General features: G+C 75.7%; 16 protein-coding genes and 1 tRNA gene. 6 read left to right on the top strand and 11 right to left on the bottom strand.

All coding sequences use genetic code 11. The features are described from left to right. Nucleotides 1-177: 177 nt before the first annotated feature. Nucleotides 178-1,419, top strand: coding sequence for an Nramp family divalent metal transporter (locus ACRYM2_RS20085; RefSeq protein ID WP_432524205.1), 1,242 nt, complete (start codon nt 178-180; stop codon nt 1,417-1,419). A gap of 31 nt (nt 1,420-1,450) precedes the next feature. On the opposite strand, the gene ACRYM2_RS20080 is transcribed toward ACRYM2_RS20085, so the two are convergent. From ACRYM2_RS20080 to ACRYM2_RS20050, 7 genes are all read right to left on the bottom strand, one after another. Next, on the bottom strand, nt 1,451-3,253 hold the full coding sequence (locus ACRYM2_RS20080) for a prolyl oligopeptidase family serine peptidase (RefSeq protein ID WP_432524204.1): 1,803 nt from the start codon (nt 3,251-3,253) through the stop codon (nt 1,451-1,453). Nucleotides 3,254-3,284: 31 nt separating this feature from the next. Further along, entirely contained in the window at nt 3,285-4,301 is a 1,017-nt protein-coding gene (locus tag ACRYM2_RS20075) for a hemolysin family protein (protein ID WP_432524203.1), read from the bottom strand. Next, nucleotides 4,298-5,677: a hemolysin family protein gene (locus tag ACRYM2_RS20070; RefSeq protein WP_432524202.1), complete on the bottom strand. Its 1,380-nt coding sequence runs from the start codon at nt 5,675-5,677 to the stop codon at nt 4,298-4,300. The genes ACRYM2_RS20075 and ACRYM2_RS20070 overlap by 4 nt, the downstream gene beginning before the upstream one ends. Nucleotides 5,678-5,797: 120 nt before the next feature. After that, nucleotides 5,798-6,580, bottom strand: a complete 783-nt coding sequence (locus ACRYM2_RS20065; protein WP_432524201.1) for a YqjF family protein — start codon at nt 6,578-6,580, stop codon at nt 5,798-5,800. Nucleotides 6,581-6,644: 64 nt separating this feature from the next. Beyond that, nucleotides 6,645-8,540: a PP2C family protein-serine/threonine phosphatase gene (locus ACRYM2_RS20060; protein ID WP_432524200.1), complete on the bottom strand. Its 1,896-nt coding sequence runs from the start codon at nt 8,538-8,540 to the stop codon at nt 6,645-6,647. A gap of 125 nt (nt 8,541-8,665) precedes the next feature. Further along, nucleotides 8,666-8,742 (bottom strand) — tRNA-Pro (locus ACRYM2_RS20055). 71 nt (nt 8,743-8,813) lie between these two features. Beyond that, nucleotides 8,814-9,737: a metallophosphoesterase gene (locus ACRYM2_RS20050; protein WP_432524199.1), complete on the bottom strand. Its 924-nt coding sequence runs from the start codon at nt 9,735-9,737 to the stop codon at nt 8,814-8,816. Nucleotides 9,738-9,804: 67 nt separating this feature from the next. Here ACRYM2_RS20050 and ACRYM2_RS20045 point away from each other — a divergent pair, with 67 nt between their 5' ends. Beyond that, entirely contained in the window at nt 9,805-10,272 is a 468-nt protein-coding gene (locus tag ACRYM2_RS20045; RefSeq protein ID WP_432524198.1) for a GatB/YqeY domain-containing protein, read from the top strand. A 9-nt stretch (nt 10,273-10,281) separates the two neighbouring features. Here ACRYM2_RS20045 and ACRYM2_RS20040 read toward each other — a convergent pair whose 3' ends face one another. Both ACRYM2_RS20040 and ACRYM2_RS20035 read right to left on the bottom strand, forming a co-directional pair. After that, entirely contained in the window at nt 10,282-10,980 is a 699-nt protein-coding gene (locus tag ACRYM2_RS20040) for a GOLPH3/VPS74 family protein (RefSeq protein ID WP_432524197.1), read from the bottom strand. Nucleotides 10,981-10,983: 3 nt separating this feature from the next. Then, the gene (locus ACRYM2_RS20035; protein ID WP_432524196.1) at nt 10,984-13,494 is read right to left on the bottom strand and encodes a transglycosylase domain-containing protein; all 2,511 of its coding nucleotides are present in this window, start codon (nt 13,492-13,494) and stop codon (nt 10,984-10,986) included. Between the two features lie 293 nt (nt 13,495-13,787). On the opposite strand from ACRYM2_RS20035, the gene ACRYM2_RS20030 reads away from it, so the two are divergent. The 4 genes from ACRYM2_RS20030 (at nt 13,788) to ACRYM2_RS20015 (ending at nt 15,620) form a co-directional block, all read left to right on the top strand. Next, nucleotides 13,788-14,150, top strand: coding sequence for a WhiB family transcriptional regulator (locus ACRYM2_RS20030; RefSeq protein WP_432524195.1), 363 nt, complete (start codon nt 13,788-13,790; stop codon nt 14,148-14,150). Nucleotides 14,151-14,231: 81 nt separating this feature from the next. Next, nucleotides 14,232-14,393: a Sp36 family protein gene (gene sp36 / locus ACRYM2_RS20025; RefSeq protein ID WP_432524194.1), complete on the top strand. Its 162-nt coding sequence runs from the start codon at nt 14,232-14,234 to the stop codon at nt 14,391-14,393. Then, a complete protein-coding gene (locus ACRYM2_RS20020; RefSeq protein WP_432524193.1) occupies nt 14,390-14,860 on the top strand; it encodes a RidA family protein in 471 nt (156 codons plus the stop codon). Before sp36 ends, ACRYM2_RS20020 begins: the two co-directional genes overlap by 4 nt. Beyond that, entirely contained in the window at nt 14,847-15,620 is a 774-nt protein-coding gene (locus ACRYM2_RS20015) for an MBL fold metallo-hydrolase (RefSeq protein ID WP_432524192.1), read from the top strand. The genes ACRYM2_RS20020 and ACRYM2_RS20015 overlap by 14 nt, the downstream gene beginning before the upstream one ends. A gap of 52 nt (nt 15,621-15,672) precedes the next feature. On the opposite strand, the gene ACRYM2_RS20010 is transcribed toward ACRYM2_RS20015, so the two are convergent. Together ACRYM2_RS20010 and ACRYM2_RS20005 are read right to left on the bottom strand one after the other, a co-directional pair. Further along, a complete protein-coding gene (locus tag ACRYM2_RS20010) occupies nt 15,673-16,389 on the bottom strand; it encodes a Crp/Fnr family transcriptional regulator (RefSeq protein WP_432524191.1) in 717 nt (238 codons plus the stop codon). A 107-nt stretch (nt 16,390-16,496) separates the two neighbouring features. Next, entirely contained in the window at nt 16,497-17,084 is a 588-nt protein-coding gene (locus ACRYM2_RS20005) for a hypothetical protein (RefSeq protein ID WP_432524190.1), read from the bottom strand. Nucleotides 17,085-17,372 lie beyond the last annotated feature (288 nt).

Raw genomic sequence — 17,372 nt, 5'->3', positions numbered from 1 at the left:
GGTGATCTTCCACGGTGCACCGTGGAAGATCACCGCGCTGCCCACGGCCACGCCCACGTCCACGGGCGCTCGGGTCGCGGGGGCCGCGGGCACGGGCGATGATCGGTCCAGGAGCTGATCGGCGGGTCATCCCAACTTCGAAGTTCGGTGCGCCGAACTTCGTGGCACGATGCGGCCATGACGACGGACGCCCGCACCTCCGCGCCCGCCCACCCGCCCGAGCGCGGCCTGCTGCGGCTGCTCGGGCCCGCGTTCGTCGCGGCCATCGCCTACGTGGACCCCGGCAACGTCGCCGCCAACCTCACCGCGGGCGCCGGGTACGGCTACCTGCTGCTGTGGGTGCTGGTGGCGGCCAACGCGATGGCCGTCCTCGTGCAGTACCTGTCCGCGAAGCTGTCGGTGGTCACCGGCTCCACGCTGCCGGAGCTGCTGCGCGCGCGGCTGGGCACGAAGGCCCGGCTGGCCTACTGGGGGCAGGCCGAGCTCGTCGCCGCCGCCACCGACCTCGCCGAGGTCATCGGCGGCGCGGTCGCGCTGAAGCTGCTGTTCGGCACCCCGCTGCTGGTCGGCGGGCTGGTCGTCGGCCTCGTCTCGCTGGGGCTGCTGATGCTGCAGAACCGCGACGGGGTGCGCCGCTTCGAGGCCGCCGTCGTCGCGCTGCTGCTCGTCATCGTCGTCGGGTTCGTCTCCGGCGTCCTGCTCGCCCCGCCGGACGCGTCCGAGGCCGCGGCCGGGCTCGTGCCGCGCTTCGAGGGCAGCGAGACGGTGCTGCTGGCGGCGAGCATGCTCGGCGCCACCGTCATGCCGCACGCGGTGTACCTGCACTCGGCGATGGCCCGCGACCACCACGGGCCGGTGGCCCCGCACCGCACCCGGCGCGTGCTGGGCGCCACCCGCGTCGACGTCCTCGCGGCGCTGCTCGTGGCGGGCGTGGTGAACATCTCGATGCTGCTGCTCGCCGCGTCCGCGCTGCGCGGCGTCGAGGGCACCGACACCCTGGAGGGCGCGCACGCGGCCGTCGCCACCCACCTGGGCACCGGGGCGGCGCTGCTGTTCGCCATCGGCCTGCTGGCCTCCGGGCTGGCCTCGACGTCGGTCGGCGCCTACGCCGGCGCGGTGATCATGCAGGGGCTGCTGCACGTGGACGTCCCGCTGCTGGTGCGGCGGGTGGTCACGCTCGTGCCCGCGCTCATCTGCCTGGGTGCCGGCGTCGACCCCACCCGCGCCCTCGTCGTCAGCCAGGTCGTCCTCAGCTTCGGCATCCCGTTCGCGCTGATCCCCCTCGTGGCGCTGACCAGCTCCCGCTCGCTCATGGGCGCGCACGTCAACCGCCGCGGCACCCACCTCGCCGCCGTCACGGCCGTGGCGCTGGTCGTCGCCCTCAACGTCGCCCTGCTCTGGCTGACGTTCACCGGCTGACGTTCACCGGCTGACGTCCACCGGCTGACGCTCAGGCGGGCAGGTGCCGGCGCACGAAGTCCAGCTCGACCCGCATCTGCCGCACCCGCTCGTCGTCGCGCAGCGAGCCGTGCCCGGCGTCGTAGCGGTAGACCTCGTGCACGGCGCCGCGCGCGGCCAGCCGCTCCAGGTAGTTGTCGATCTGCCGGATCGGGCAGCGCGGGTCGTTGCGGCCGGCCAGGACCAGCACCGGCGCGCGGACGGCGTCGACGTAGGTGATCGGCGAGGAGTCGGCGTACTTGTCCGGCACCTGCTCGGGGGAGCCGCCGAACAGCGAGCGGTCGAAGGCCTTCAGCCCCTCCATCTCGTCCTCGTAGGCGGCCACGTAGTCGGCCACCGGCACCCCCGCGAGCCCCAGCGCCCACCGCTGCGGCTGCGTGCCCAGCCCGAGCAGGGTGAGGAAACCGCCCCAGGAGGCCCCGGCCAGCACCACCCGGTCCGCGTCCGCGACCCCGGTGGCGACGAGGTGGTCGGCGACCGCGGCGATGTCGGCGAGCTCCACGTGGCCCACCCGGGCGTCCAGGGCGTCCCGCCACGCGGAGCCGTAGCCGGTGGAGCCGCGGTAGTTCACCTGCACCACGGCGAAGCCCTCGTCCACCCACGTCGCGACGTAGGGGCGGAAGGAGTCGGTGTCGTGGTGGGTGGGACCGCCGTGGACCTCCACCACCAGCGGCAGCGGGCCCTGCGCGCCGGGCGGGGTGCGCAGCAGCGCGTGGACGCGCCCGCCCTCGCCCTCGACCCACACGTCGCGCACGTCCACCGACGGCGGTGCGGGCTCACCCGGTGCGCGCAGCAGGACCTGCCCGGTGCGGGTGCGCACGCTCGGCGGCTGCGCCGAGGACGACCACGCCAGCCACACGTCGCCGTCCGGGCGGGCCGTGGCCCCGCCCACGGTGCCCGTGGACGGCCCCAGCCGCCGCACCGCGCCGGTGCCCAGGTCGACCAGGTGCGCCAGCGTGCGCGCCTCGTGGTCGACGAGGACGACGAGGCCGGTGGCGTCGCGGGTCCACTCCGCGCCGGCGACCTCGCCCGGCAGCCCGAGGCGCACGGGCAGCTCCATCCCGGTCACCACGTCGAGGACGAGCAGTTCGGCCCGGCCCTCGCGCTCGTGCTCCACGAGCAGCCGCGCGTCCCCGCGCACCGGCGAGAAGGCGATCGGCGAGACGCCCCTGCCGGGCCCGTCGGCCAGCTCCACCACGGTGGCGGCGTCCTCCACGCGCAGCACCCGCAGGTCGGGGTGGCGGGAGTCGCCGTGCTCGGAGTGCGCGATCGCGACGAACTCCTCGTCCGGGGACAGGTCCGCCACCCACGCGTCCTCGCGGTGCTCGTAGAGCGTGCGGGCCGCTCCCCCGGGCTCGACGACCTGCACGCGGGTGCCGTAGTCGTCGTCCTGGCTGCCGACGACGACCCTGCCGCTGCGGCCGAACGCCAGCCCCGCGGAGTAGGCGGCGGGCAGCCCCAGCGGGTCCTCGACGCCCTCGCCGGGAGCCGCGCCGAACGGCTGCCGCCGCCAGACGCCGTGCTCGTCGCCGTCGGTGTCGTCGAACCACCAGACGAACTCCCCCGACGGCTCGATCGTCGCCGTCGAGGTGCCCTCGGCGCGCTCGGTGAGCCGGGTGAGCGCGCCGGTGCCCGCGTCGAAGGAGTGCACCTCCAGCACGCCGCCGACGGTGGCCTCCACGACGCAGCGCTGCGGGGCGTCCTCGGCCCACTCCGGCAGCCCGACCCGGCCGGCGCGGAAGCGCCGCTCCCAGACGGGGACGTCGGGGTTCGGGGTGGGCGCGGTGGTGGTCACCCGGCCGATCGTGCCACGCCCCGCCGCGCGCTCAGCCCGCGGTCGCCACCGCCTGCGGGAAGAGGCGGCGCAGCACGTCGGCCAGGGTGATGACACCCGCGACCGCTCCCCCGTCGGTGACGAGGGCGAGGTGGTTGCGGGTCTCGCGCATGGCCGTCAGCGCCGCGTGCACGGTGGTGCCCGCCTCCAGGGTGAACACCTCCCGCACGTGCGGGGCCGCGGGCGCCTCCGCCGGCTCGATGAGGGTGTCGCGCACGTGGACCACACCGGTGATCCGCTGCGCCTCGCCGACCAGCACGCGCAGGTGGCCGGTGCGGCGGGTGACCTCGCGCACGTCCCCGACGGTGGCGCCCGCCGGCACCGAGGCCAGCGTCGCGCCGGGGCGCAGCAGCTCGCGCACCGTCATCCGCTCCAGCTCCAGCGCACCGGAGAGCTGGGCCGAGAAGCGCGCGTCCAGCGCGCCCACGTTCGCCGAGTGCTCCAGCAGGTGGCGCAGCGCGTCGGGGCTGTGCCCGGCGGCGATCTCGTCGGCGGGTTCGGCGCCGACGCGGCGCACCAGGGCGTTGGCCGCCGCGTTGAGCGCCTTCAGCACGGGGCGGAACACCCACATGAAGGCGCGCATCGGCAGCGCCAGCAGCAGGGCCGAGCGCTCCGGGTGCGCGATCGCCCACGACTTCGGGGCCATCTCGCCCACGACGAGGTGGACGAAGGTGACCACGAACAGCGCCAGCACGAAGCCGGCGACGTCGGCGGCCGCGGCCGGGACGCCGACCGCCTGGAACGCGGGGGTCAGCCAGTGGTGCACCGCGGGCTTGCTGATCGCGCCCAGCAGCAGGACGCAGGCGGTGATGCCCAGCTGGGAACCGGCCAGCAGCACCGTCAGCTCGTGGGAGCTGCGCAGCGCGGCGCGCCCGGAGGCGGTGCCGGCGGCGTCCTCCAGCCGGTGCCGCTTGGCGGCCAGCAGCGCGAACTCCACGGCCACGAAGAAGGCGCTGAGGCCGACGATGAGGACGGTCGCCGGGACGACGATCAGCGGGTCGTCGCTCACGGGGTTCCTCCGGTCGTCTCGTCGGGGGTGGTCCCGGGCAGCTCCAGGCGCACCCGGGAGGGCACGTGCCGCTCGACGGCCAGGACCGCCACCCGCAGCCGGCGCGGGGCGGCGTCGTCGTCGAGGGTCAGGTCGGCGGGGTCGGCCGGCAGGTCGACGTCCAGGACCGTGCCCGGCTGCGGCAGCCCGCCGTGGGCGGCGATGACCAGGCCGGCGACGGTCTCGTAGTCGCCGCGCGGCAGGTCCACCCCGAGGGCGCGCTCGACCTCGTCGACGTGCACCTCGCCGGCCATCTCCCACACGCCGTCGTCCTCCACCGGCACGTAGCCGGCGGCCTCGTCGTGCTCGTCGGTGATCTCGCCGACGAGCTCCTCGGCGAGGTCCTCCAGGGTGACGACCCCGGCGAAGCCGCCGTACTCGTCGACCACGCAGGCCAGCTGGTTGCGGGTCTCCGTCAGCTGGCGCAGCACGTCGGGCAGCGCCGTGAGGGAGGAGACGACCAGCGGCGGGCGGGTGATCGTGGTGATCGGTGCGCTGTCGGGCTCGGTGGTCACCAGCAGGTCCGCCAGGTGCACGACGCCGACGACGTCACCGGTGTCGGCGGCCAGCACCGGGTAGCGCGAGTGCCCCAGCGCCATGAGCGCGCGCACCAGCCCCAGGTCGGCGGTGTCGAGCACGGTGTCCACCCGCGAGCGGGGCACCATCGCGTGCTCCACGTCGCGGTGGGGGAAGTCGAGGATGCGGTCCAGCACCATCGCCATCTCCACCGGCAGGTCCCCGCTCTCGCGGGACTCCTCGACGATGTGCTCGAGGTCGCGGGCGGTGGCCGCGTGCTCCACGTCGTGGACGGGCTCGATGCGCAGCGCGCGCAGCAGCAGGTTGGAGGCCTGGTCGAAGAACCAGATGAGCCAGCCGAACACCTTCAGGTACACCAGCGTCGAGCGCGCCAGCCAGGTGGCCACCGGCTCCGGCCTGGCGATGGCGAGGTTCTTGGGGAACAGCTCGCCGAAGAGCATCTGCACGAAGGTGGAGAACACCAGCGCCGCGACCGCGCCGAACCCGACGCCGACCGCGGTGGGGATGCCCACCCCGCCCAGCAGCGCGCCCAGCGACTCGCCGATGAGGGGTTCGGCCACGTAGCCGACGAGCAGGCCGGTGACGGTGATGCCCAGCTGGGCACCGGAGAGCATGAACGAGGTGCGGCGCGTGACCGACAGGGCACGGCGCGCACCGGGGTCGCCGGTGGCGGCGCGGGCGTTGAGCCCGGAGCGGTCCACCGACATGTAGGCGAACTCCTGGGCGACGAAGTAGGCCGTCGCCGCGGTGATCAGCAGCACCACCAGCACGCCCAGGAGCAGGGAGAGCACGTCCGTCACGGGGAGCCCACCCCCGCACCGGTCGTCGTCGGCGGCTCAGGGGTGGGGCAGGTACTCGGGGGGTCGTCGTCGCGCACGGCGGCGGCGGTCCTTCCTGTGGAGGCGGCTGTGTCCCCCGGTTCAACGGGCGGGCGGCGCCGCCAGTTCCCGCGGCAGCGCGAAGCGGGTGGTGACGCGCCGGGAGAAGGCGACGTGGTCGGGGGCGCGGCCGGCCAGCCCGGGGAAGCCCGCGGCGGCCAGCAGGCCGTCGTCGAGGGCGAGCACCCGTGCGCTGCGCAGCGGCCACTCCTCGTGCTCGTTGGCCACCCACCACGTGCGCCCCAGGTGCGCGACGTGCAGGCCGAAGCGGGCGGTGACGAAGCGCGCGACCTCGTCGTCCGCGCCGAGCTCGTCGGCGCCCTCGCGCACCACGACCCGGCTGCGCACCCCCGCGGGGGTCCGGCACGTCCAGGCGAACTCGCGGGCGCCCTCGCGCTCGCGCTGCGCCCGGCGCATCCGCGACCACCGGTACGGCAGCCCGAACACCAGCCGCGCCCCCAGCACCACGGCCAGCCGCGTCGCGTCCAGGCTGGCGAAGACGACCCCGCGCCGGCCGGCGTCGTCGACGGAGTACATCCGCACGTTCGTCTCCAGGAACGTGCCGAACCACGGCACCGCCGGCAGCCGCCCCGGTCCCGCACCGCGCAGGGTGAAGGGGATGAGCCCGACGTAGGTGACGCCGTCGAGGACGTCCGGGCGCACCCCCGGCGGCAGGTGCGGCGCCACAAGCGCGGGGTCGACCGCCCAGTGCAGGAACGCCAGGTCGTCCCAGTGCTGGTGCATCATCACCGGCCCCTCCAGCGGGGCGGCGGCCGCGGCGGGCAGGCGGTCCAGGGGGCGCTCGTCGGGAGGTGCGGCGTTCACGCCCACACCGTCCCCCGCCCCCGAGGAGCGCGCACGGCGTACCGGGCAGGCGGGGACGGGCCGGTCAGCGCCCGCCCAGCGGCGGGGCGGCACCCGGCGCGGTGGGCGGCAGCACCTGCGGTCCCGCCTCGGCCGGCCGCGGGCCGTCCTCGGGGTGGGCCCGCAGCACCAGCAGCGCGACGTCGTCCCCGAGGGGGCCGTCGAGCCGGGCCAGCAGCGCGTCGCACAGCTCCTCGACGGGCAGGTGGTGCAGCTGCTCCAGGGTGGCGCGCAGCCACTCCATCCCGTCCTGCAGCGGCGCGTCCCGGCGCTCCACGAGGCCGTCGGTGTAGAGGACGACGGTGGCGCCGGGGTGCAGGGTCGTCGCGTGGTCGGCGCGCTCGGCCTCGGGCAGCAGCCCGAGCAGCAGGTCGGGCCGGGTGTGCAGCAGCCGCGCGGTGCCGTCGGCGGCCACGAGGACCGGCGGCGGGTGCCCGGCGTTGGACCACCGCAGCGTGCGCAGCCCGGCGGCCCGCTCGGCGGCGGTCTGCTCCACCTGGGCCAGCACGGCGGTGGCGATGACCCCGACGCCGAGGTGGCGCATGGCGCGGTCCAGCCCGCCCAGCACGGCGGCGGGCGGCTCCTCCAGGGTCATGCAGACGCCGCGCAGCAGGTTGCGGACCTGCCCCATGGCGGCCGCGGCGTCGCGGTCGTGCCCGGCGACGTCGCCGACGACGAGGGTGGTGACCCCGGTGGGGGCCAGGAAGCAGTCGTACCAGTCGCCGCCGATCTGCGCCCCGGCGGCGGCGGGCAGGTAGCGCACGGCGATCTGCAGGTGGTCCGGCTCGAACGGCGCGGTGAGCAGGCTGCGCTGCAGCGCCTCCGACAGGCGCCGCTGCTCGCCGGCCACTCGGCGCTCCTGCTCGCGGGCCTGGATCGCAGCCAGGCTCTGCGCGCACTGCGCGGCGAAGGCGCTCATCAGCTCGAAGTCGCGCCCGGTGAAGTCCTGCGGTTCGCGCCAGCCGATCGTCAGCCCGCCCAGCGAGCGGCCCGCCACCTGCAGCGGCAGGGACACCCACGTGCCCAGGCCCGTGCTGGTGACGGCCTCCTCCATCTGCTCGGTGGAGGCCAGGGCGGCCTCGCGGTCGCGCAGGACCACGACCTCGCCGGTGGCGGCGGCCACGGCCACCGGCAGCGGGCTGTCCAGGGGGATGCGCGCGAAGGTGCGGCGCGCCCGCTCCCCCAGCGAGTCGGTGAGGGTCAGCTGCAGCTCGTCCGGGCCGCCGTCGGCGCTCGCGCGCACGGCGACGGCACCGCCACCGGCGCCCAGCACGCCCAGCCCGCTGCCGATGACGATGTCGGTCAGCTCCGCGACGCTCTGCGCCCCGCTCAGCCGCAGCGCCACCCGGACCATGCCGGCCAGCCGCTGCGCCTCCGCGGTCTCGGTGGTCAGCGCCGAACGCAGCTCCTGCCCGCGCACGTACAGGTCCGCCTCGGCCTGGTGGCGCTCGGCGGGGACGTCGCGAAGGGCGTCGTAGAGGTCGACGGCCGAGCCGGGGCGCTGCCGCAGCCGCTCGGTGACGTAGTCGGTGACCTCCTCCGCCCGGTGCAGCAGCAGCACCACCCGCCCGTCCTCGTCGAGCACCGGGGCGTTCACCGGGCTCCACCAGCGGGCGCGGAAGACGCCGTCGGGACCGGCGACGTCGTACTTCTGCAGCGGCATCGTGTCCGGCCGGCCGGTGCGCAGCACCCGGTGCAGCGAGGCCTCCAGGTTGGCCGTCGCGCGCGTGCCGGGGTCGGCGGGGTTGTCGGGGAAGACCTCGAGGATCGGCCGGCCGATCAGCTCCCGGCGCGTGCGCCCGGAGTTCTCCAGGAAGGCGTGGTTGACCGCCACGAACCGCAGGTCCGGATCGAGCACCGCGTAGGAGGTCGGCATCGCGTCGAAGACGGTGGCCAGGTCCAGCTGAGGAGCGTCGCTCACCTGATCTGCATCCCGTTCCTCGGAGGACCCGGGCGGCGGCCCGGCAGGACATCGTAGGGGCGTCCGCGCCGCGGACACGACGAGGGCCCGGCCCCGCTCTCGCGGTTCCGGGCCCTCGGTCCTGCTGGTCGGGGTGACAGGATTTGAACCTGCGGCCTCTTCGTCCCGAACGAAGCGCGCTACCAAGCTGCGCCACACCCCGTGGCATCTGCCTGGACGAGGATAGCCGACGCGCGGGGGTGGTCTCGACCACCTTCCCCGCCGGGCCCCCGCTCAGCGCACCGGCACCAGCTCCAGCAGCGTGGCCTCCGGCCGGCAGGCGAAGCGCAGCGGCGCGTACGGGGAGGTGCCCAGGCCCGCGGAGACGTGCAGCCACGCCTCGCGCCCACCCGCCGACCAGCGGGAGAGGCCGGAGGCCTGAGCGCGCGGCAGGTCGCAGTTGGTGACGAGGGCGCCGTAGCCGGGCACGCACAGCTGCCCGCCGTGGGTGTGGCCGGCGATGAGCAGCCCGGCACCGTCGGCGGTCATGGCGTCCAGGGTGCGCCGGTAGGGGGCGTGCGTGACGGCGATCGTCAGGTCCGCGTCCGCCGCGGCGGGGCCCGCGACGTCCTCGTAGCGGTCGTAGCGCAGGTGCGGGTCGTCGACGCCGACGAGCTCCAGGTCCAGCCCGCCGACCCGCAGGCGGGTGCGGACGTTGTCCAGGTCCACCCAGCCGGCGTCGGTGAAGCCGCGCACGAGCTCCTCGGTGGGCAGCCGGGGGCCGGAGGGGGCCTTGGGGCCCCGGCGCACGTAGAGGTACTTCGCCCAGTTGCGCGGCCGCGGGCCCCAGTAGTCGTTGGAGCCGAGCACGAACACCCCCGGGCGCTCCAGCAGGCCCGCGTAGGTGTCCAGGACGGCCGGGACGGCGTCGAGGGCGGCGAGGTTGTCGCCGGTGGTGACGACGAGGTCGGGTTCCAGGTCGGCCAGGCCCCGCACCCACTCGCGCTTGCGCTGCTGGCTCGGCACCAGGTGCAGGTCGGACAGGTGCAGCACGCGCAGCGGTGCGCGGCCCACCGGCAGCACGGGGACGAGCGCGTGGCGCAGCACGAAGGCGTTGACCTCGTACCCGGCGGCGTAGGCGACACCGGCCGCTCCCGCGACGGCGAGACCGCCGGCGGTGGCGGTGGCGGCCTTGAGGACTCCCGCAGCGCTGACCATCCGCTCATCCTGGCGCACGGCCCTCGGGGGCGGGAAAGGCGTGGACGCGGGTGGCAGGATCGCCTCCATGAGCGACACCCTCAAGGACTCCCTGCAGGCCGACCTGACGACCGCCATGAAGGCGCGCGACGAGCTGCGCTCGGCGACCCTGCGAATGGTCCTGACGGCGGTGCGCGGCGAGGAGGTCGCCGGCAAGAGCGCCCGCACGCTGAGCGACGAGGAGGTCGTCGCCGTCCTGCAGCGCGAGGCGAAGAAGCGCCGCGAGGCGGCCGAGGCCTACGAGGGCGCCGGGCGCACCGAGCAGGCCGAGCGCGAGCGCGCCGAGCTGGGCGTGGTGGAGACCTACCTGCCGACCCCGCTCACCGACGACGAGCTCGCCGCGCTCGTCGACGAGGCCGTGCTCGTGGCGACCTCCGAGGGCCTGACGGGCATGGGTGCGATGGGCGCGGTGATGTCCTCGCTCAAGGGCAAGGTCGCCGGCCGCGCCGACGGCAAGCGGCTGTCGGGGGCCGTGCGCGCCCGCCTGCAGGGCTGAGCGCGGCCCTCAGGAGGAGGCGCCCGCCGTCACGACGGTCGTGGTGACCACGGCGCTCATGACGGCGGCCTGCGCCGCCTGGACGGCGGCGGAGACGGCCTGACCGGCCCAGTCGCCGTCGGCGAACGCCTTCCCGCGCTCGCGCAGCTCCCCGCGGGACAGCCCGAGCTGCGGTACCACCTTGCCGAGCGCGCCGACGGCGTGCAGCAGCGAGACCAGCGAGGCGGTGCGCGGGGGCACCGCCGCCGGGTCGGGGGCCTCCAGCGCCGCGGCGACGGCCGCGACGAGCTCGTCGCGGGCGGCGGCGTCCGGGTACCAGCGGTTCAGCCTGAGGAAGCCGCCCGGTTCGTGGCGCACCATGCCGTCCCGCACCAGGCGCCGGCGGACGGCACCCGCGGTGCGGTGGCCGCCGATGCGCTGGACGGCGCCGCGGGCGTGGACGCTCCTGCGGCGCAGCCTGCCCAGCGCCTCGTCGAGCAGCGCGTCACCGGTGGGCGAGGTGTCCACGACCTCCAGCTGCCAACCCCACCAGCGGCTGCGCTCGCCCGCCACGACGCGTTCGCGCAGCGCCAGGTCCATCAGCAGCGCCCCCGCCAGCAGCGGCGGCGTGCGGTTGGCGTCGGTCAGCGGCCGCCCCGTCGCCGGGGACAGCGTGAGCAGCGCCAGGTCGTCGACGAGGGCCCGCTCGCCGCCCGCCTTCCCCGGCACCGCTCAGCCCTCGGCCGATTCGGCCGCGGCGGGCTGCGGGGCGGGTGGCTGGGCGCCGTCCGCCGGGGGCGCCGGTGCCTGGCTGGGCGCCTGGGTGGGCGCCTGCGTGGGCTCCGGCTGCTGCGTCGGCTGCTGGGTCGGCCTGGGCGCCGGGCCGGAGCTGCGGGTGATGGTGATCGTCGCCCCGGCGGTGGCCGAGCGGGCGCTCTGGCTGGCCACCAGGCCCCTGCGGACGTTGCTGGAGGCGACGGTGCCCGCGGCGACGCGGACCCGGAAGCCGGCCTCCTCGAGCTCGCTGCGCGCCGACTCGACGGACTGGCCCACGACGCTGGGCACGCGGATCCTGCCGTCGGAGTTCGTCGTCGTCAGGCCGGCGTTGCTGGCCTCGGGGAAGCCGACCTCGGGCAGGCCCAGCTGCTCCGAGGCGGGGCCGACGATGTTCTTCCACGTCGGTGCGGAGATCGTGCCGCCGAAGATCGTGCGTCGGCCCTTGCCGTTGATGCGCTCGCGGTTGAGCGAGGAGGTGCCGTCCGCGTGGCCCATCCAGACCGCCGACGACAGCTGCGGGGTGTAGCCGACGAACCAGGCGTCGGAGGAGTCGTTCGTGGTGCCCGTCTTGCCGGCGGCCGGCCGGCCGATGCGCGCCGAGCCGCCGGTGCCGTTGGAGATGACGCTGCCCAGCGCCGAGGTGACGTTGCGCGCCACGTTCGGGTCCAGGACCTGCTTGCAGTCGGCGTTCGGGATGGCCAGCGGCTTGCCGTTCGTGTCGAGCACCTCGGTGATCGCGATCGGCTTGCAGAAGGTGCCGTCGGCGGCGAAGGCGGCGTAGGCCCCGGCCATCGCCAGCGGGGCGATCTCGTTGACGCCCAGCGTCAGCGAAGGGCTGACGTAGAGGTCGGTGTTGACCCCGCCGTTGGCGTCGTTGGTGTTGCTCATGTCGTGCGCCTTCTGCGCGGGCACGGACCCGTTGTCCGGGTTGGCCAGGTGCACGCCCAGCGACTGCGCGGTCGCCGCGATGCCGCACAGGTCCAGGCGCTTCTCCATCTCCACGTAGGCGGTGTTCACCGACTTCGCGGTGGCCTCGCGGATGGTCATGACGCCGCCCTCGTTGGACTCGGCGTTGAAGTACGCGTAGCGCGTCGAGTCGCGCGGCTTGACCCCGCAGGCGGTGAACTCGCTGAAGGCGTCGTTGCCGCTGTGCGGGGCGTTGATCGTGCTGTTGAGCGACTTGCCCGACTTCAGCCACTCGGCGAGCGTGAACGCCTTGAACGCCGAGCCGGTCTGGAAGCCGTTGCCGCCGTTGTACATCTTGTCGACGTTGTAGTTGATCTGCGTGACGCCGACCTGGTCGGTGTCCACGGAGAAGACCGTGTCCTGGGCCATCGCGAGGATCTGCCCGGTGCCCGGCTGGACGACGGAGGCGGCCATCCGGGGCCGCTGGCCCGGGTTGACGCCCTCGTTCACCGCGTCCTGGGTGGTCTGCTGGACCTGCGGGTTGAGCGTCGTCCTGATCGTCAGGCCGCCGGAGCGCAGCAGCTTCTTGCGGTCGTCCTCGGTGGCGCCGAACGCCGGGTCGGTCTCGACGATGCGGGTGACGTAGTCGCAGAAGTAGGCCGCGGACCCGGCGTTGATGCAGCCCTGCTGCACCGGCTGCACGTTCAGCCCGATGGGGGCCGCGACGGCGGCGTCGTGGGTGGCCTGGTCGATCTTGCCGATGGCGAGCATGCGGTCGAGCACGACGTTGCGGCGCTTGACCGAGGCGTCCGGGTTCTTGATCGGGTTGTAGGCGACGGGGTTCTGCACGAGCCCGGAGAGCAGCGCGGCCTCGGGCAGCTGCAGCTCGGCGGCGGGCTTGTTGAAGTAGTAGCGGGAGGCGGCCTCGATGCCGTACACGCCGTTGTAGAAGTACGCCACGTTGAGGTAGCCGGTGAGGATGTCGTCCTTGGACATCTCCTTCTCGACCCCGACGGCGAGCTTCATCTCGCGCAGCTTGCGCGAGTAGCCCTCGACGCCGTCGGCCTCGGTGGCGGCCGCGGCGGCCTCGGTGTCGCCGCGCTCCACGGCCTGCTCGACGAGGACGTTCTTGACGTACTGCTGCGTCAGCGTCGAGGCGCCCTGCGTGCCGCCGCCGCCGGCGTTGGAGACCAGCGCGCGCACGATGCCCTTGAGGTCGACGGCGCCGTGCTCGTAGAAGCGGTAGTCCTCGATGGACAGGATCGCGTCCTTCATCACCGGCGCGATCTGGTCGAAGCCGATGACGATGCGGTTCTGGTCGTAGACCCGCGCCATGACCGTGTTGTCGGAGTACAGGATCGTCGTGGCCTCCGACAGCGACTGGTCGCCCAGGTCGGCGGGCAGCTCGTCGAAGATGTCCACGCCCTCGCTGGTGAGGCTGCCGGAGGCGGCCACCGCGGGCACGACGAGACCGGCGCCGAGCACGCCCGCGGCGACGCTCACGGCGGCGAAGGCGCCGAGCAGCCGGAAGACGGGGCGGCGCGTGGGGCGAGGAGCCATGCGCCCAGGGTAAGCGCCGCCCCCGCCAGGTCCAGAGCGCGAACGGCTCCTCCGCGAGCGCTCCGCAGGATCGTGACCGCTTCGCTACACGCAGTGAGGTTGAGCCGGGAGGGGTAGCCCGAAGTGACTACGCACGTTCGTCACAAGAGGCTCTAGGGCCTGCCGCACCGGCCAGCCTACGCTGCGGACGTGCCCCACCACGGGGCAACAGGGGGATTCACAGGTTCGCCGGGACCGGGGGGAACCGCCGCGACGCGGCGGGCCGGGACGGGCGTTGACGGGAGGGGCCGTCGATGGTCTGGACGTTGGAGTGGGCCAGCCGCGGAGCGTGCAAGTCGAGCTCGGCGGACGAGCTGTTCGTGCAGGGTTCGGCGCAGAACCGTGCCAAGCAGATCTGCGGGGGGTGCCCCGTGCGCACCGAGTGCCTCGCGGACGCGCTGGACAGCCGCATCGAGTTCGGCGTGTGGGGCGGGATGACCGAGCGGGAGCGGCGGGCGCTGCTCAAGCGCCGGCCGAACGTCCTCTCGTGGCGGCGGCTGCTGGAGGCCGCCCGCGACGCGCACCTGTCGACCGCCGCCGGTGCGGTCACCGGCTCCGGCACGACGGTGCCGGCCGGGTGCGTGGACGCGCTCGAGGAGCGGGTCGCCGCGGTCTGAGGACCGCCGCGCGCCCGGACGCCGAAGCGGGAGCTCCCCGGGGGGCTCCCGCGCGGCCGCGGGCGCACTACGGTGACGCCCATGACCACGTGGGAGTACGCGACCGTCCCGCTCATCGTCCACGCGACGAAGCAGATCCTCGACCAGTGGGGCAGCGACGGGTGGGAGCTCGTCCAGGTCCTCACCGGCCCCGACGGCAACGGCCTCGTCGCCTACCTCAAGCGCCCCAGCGGGGAGCGGTGAGCGCCTCCGCACGGCTGGCCGAGCTCGGCCTGGCGCTGCCGCCGGTGGCCGCGCCCGTGGCCTCCTACGTGCCCGCGCTGCGCGACGGCGACCTCGTCCACACCTCCGGGCAGCTGCCGTTCACCGACGGCGCGCTGCCGCTGACCGGCAAGGTCGGCCAGGGCGACGGGCTCGTCGACCCCGAGACGGCGCACGGGCTGGCGCGCACCTGCGCGCTCAACGCGATCGCCGCGGCCGCCGGCGTCGCGGGCGGTGTCGACGCCATCGAGCGGGTCGTCAAGGTCGTCGGCTTCGTCGCCAGCGACCCGGCCTTCACCGGCCAGCCGGCCGTCGTCAACGGCGCCTCCGAGCTGCTGCAGGCCGTCTTCGGCGAGGCCGGCCGGCACGCCCGCAGCGCCGTCGGGGTCTCGGTGCTGCCGATGGACTCCCCCGTCGAGGTCGAGATCGTGGTGCGTGTCCGCTCCTGAGGGCGCGGCACGGCCCTGGAGGGGTGGCCCGGTCGGCGACCGGGCCACCTGCGTGCTCCAGGGCAACCCCTCGGCGATGACGCTGGAGGGCACCAACACCTGGCTGCTGCCGGCCCCCGGTGCGCCCACCGCCGTCGTCGTCGACCCCGGCGAGGACGACCCCGCGCACCGGGCGGCCGTGGCCACCGCGCTGGCCGGGCGCACCGTCGCGCTCGTCGTCGCCACCCACTCCCACCCCGACCACGTCGGCGGCCTGGACGCCTTCCTCGCCGAGCACCCCGCCCCCGTGCTGCGCAGCGGCGGCCCCGGCGGCGCCGACGGGGCCGTGCACGAGGTGGCGGGGCTGCGGCTGCGGGTGCTCGCCACCCCCGGCCACACCGCCGACTCGCTGTGCGTGCTGCTGGGGACCGGGGAGCTGCTCACCGGCGACACGCTGCTCGGGCGCGGCAGCACCGTGATCGCCGAGGGCGGCGACCTCGGCGACCACCTGGCCTCGCTGCGGCGGCTGCTGACCCTGGACGCGCGGGTGCTGCTGCCCGGTCACGGGCCCGCCCGCACCGACGTCGCGGCGGCGCTGCGCACGCAGCTGGAGCACCGCGAGCAGCGGCTGGCGCAGGTGCGCGCGGCCGTGGAGGCCGGGGCGCCGGACGTGGCCGCCGTGGTGCGCGCCGTGCACGGCGAGCCGACCGGGGCCCTGGCGCGGGCAGCGGAGTCCTCGGTGCGCGCGCACCTGCGCCACCTGGGCGTGCGGCTGCCCTGACCCGGCGGGGCACCGCGGGCCGGTGGCTCAGCGAAACCGGTGGGTCAGCGGGTCAGCGGGCGCGCTTGGCCAGGCGCTCGACGTCGTGCAGGACGACGGCGCGCGCCTCCAGGCGCAGCCACCCGCGCGAGGCGAAGTCCGCGAGCGCCTTGTTCACCGTCTCCCGGGAGGCGCCGACGAGCTGGGCCAGCTCCTCCTGGGTGAGGTCGTGGGCCACGAGCAGGCCGTCGGCGATGGGGCGGCCGAAGCGGCGCGAGAGGTCCAGCAGCGCCTTGGCCACGCGGCCGGGGACGTCGGTGAAGACGAGGTCGGCCAGCGCGACGTTCGTGCGGCGCAGCCGCTGGGCCAGCGCCTGCAGCAGGTGCTTGGCGACCTCGGGGCGCCGGGTCAGCCAGCGCATCATGTCGTCGTGGCCGAGGGCGATCAGCTCGGCCTCGGAGACCGCGCGCGCGGAGCTGGTGCGCGGGCCGGGGTCGAACAGCGACAGCTCGCCGAACATCTCGCCCGGCCCCAGGACGGCCAGCAGGTTCTCCCGGCCGTCGGGCCAGCTGCGGACCAGCTTGATCTTGCCGGTGCGCACGACGTAGACGCGCTCCCCCGGCTCGCCCTCGGCGAACAGCTGCTGCCCGCGCTCGAGGTGGACGGACTCCATCGACTCCAGCAGCTCCGCCGACGCCGTGTCGTCCAGGGCGGCGAACAGCGGCGCGCGCCGCACCACGTCACCGAGCCGCTCGGCCTCCGGTGCGCTCTCGACCTGCCCCTGCTCCACCGACGACCTCCCCGTTCGTGACGCACGTCACCTCGACGCCTCGCCCGACAGTCTGCCCCACGACGGCCCGCGGGGACCGCCGGGACGCCGGCGCCCGCCCCGCGGGGTCAGCCGGCCGGCAGCCCCGCGCGCCGGCCCAGGAGCAGTTCCAGGCGCTCGGCGAGCACCTGCGTGGCGGCGCCGCGCTCGGCCTCCAGGGCCGCGGCGTACTCCTCCAGCCGGCGCTGGGCGGCGGTCAGCTCCTGCAGCTGCTCGGGCAGGCCGCCGCCGGCGGGCCGCTCGAGCAGCACCAGGGCCCGCAGCCCGGCGCCGGGGTCCAGCTGCTGCACGTCCACGTCGTCGGACAGCGCCGGGGGCAGGGCGCCGTCGAGGGGGGCGCCGGCGGCCAGGTGGACCTCCAGCGGACCGCCGTGCGCGGCGGCCTCGACCGGCACGGCGAGCTCCTCGGGCCCGCAGGCGGCCGCCACGAGCAGGTCGCGGCGGGCGCGCACGAGCCGGCTCCAGTGCTGCACGCGGCGCAGCTCCGCGGCCAGCAGGTCGCGGCGGCGGCGCAGCGCGGGCAGCGGCAGCTCGGCGAGCTCGCGGCGCACCGCCGCGGCGCTGCGGGCGGCGGGACCGCCGGCCAGCAGCGGCCCGTCCCGCAGGAGCTCCGCCTCGGGCGTGCCGCTCGCCCGGTCACCGTCTCGCCTCACCATGCCAGCGGTGTCGTCCCCCACCGGGTGACCCTTGACGGCACCGGACCGCACGTCACCCTCCCGGTGGCGCGACGTCACCCGCTCGCAGCGCACCGTCACCACCCGCTCCCCGCTCCGGGGGGGGGGGGGGGGGGGGGGGGGGGGGGGGGGGGGGGGGGGGGGGGGGGGGGGGGGGGGGGGGGGGGGGGGGGGGGGGGGGGGGCGGGGGGGGCGGGGGGGGGGGGGGGGGGGGGGGGGGGGGGGGGGGGGGGGTGGGGGGGGGGGGGGGGGGGGGGGGGGGGGGGGGGG

It is taken from the genome of Kineococcus aridisoli (genome assembly GCF_050871885.1).
In the GTDB taxonomy this organism is placed as follows: Bacteria; Actinomycetota; Actinomycetes; order Actinomycetales; family Kineococcaceae; genus Kineococcus.
This window is presented reverse-complemented; position numbering and strand designations above follow the sequence as displayed.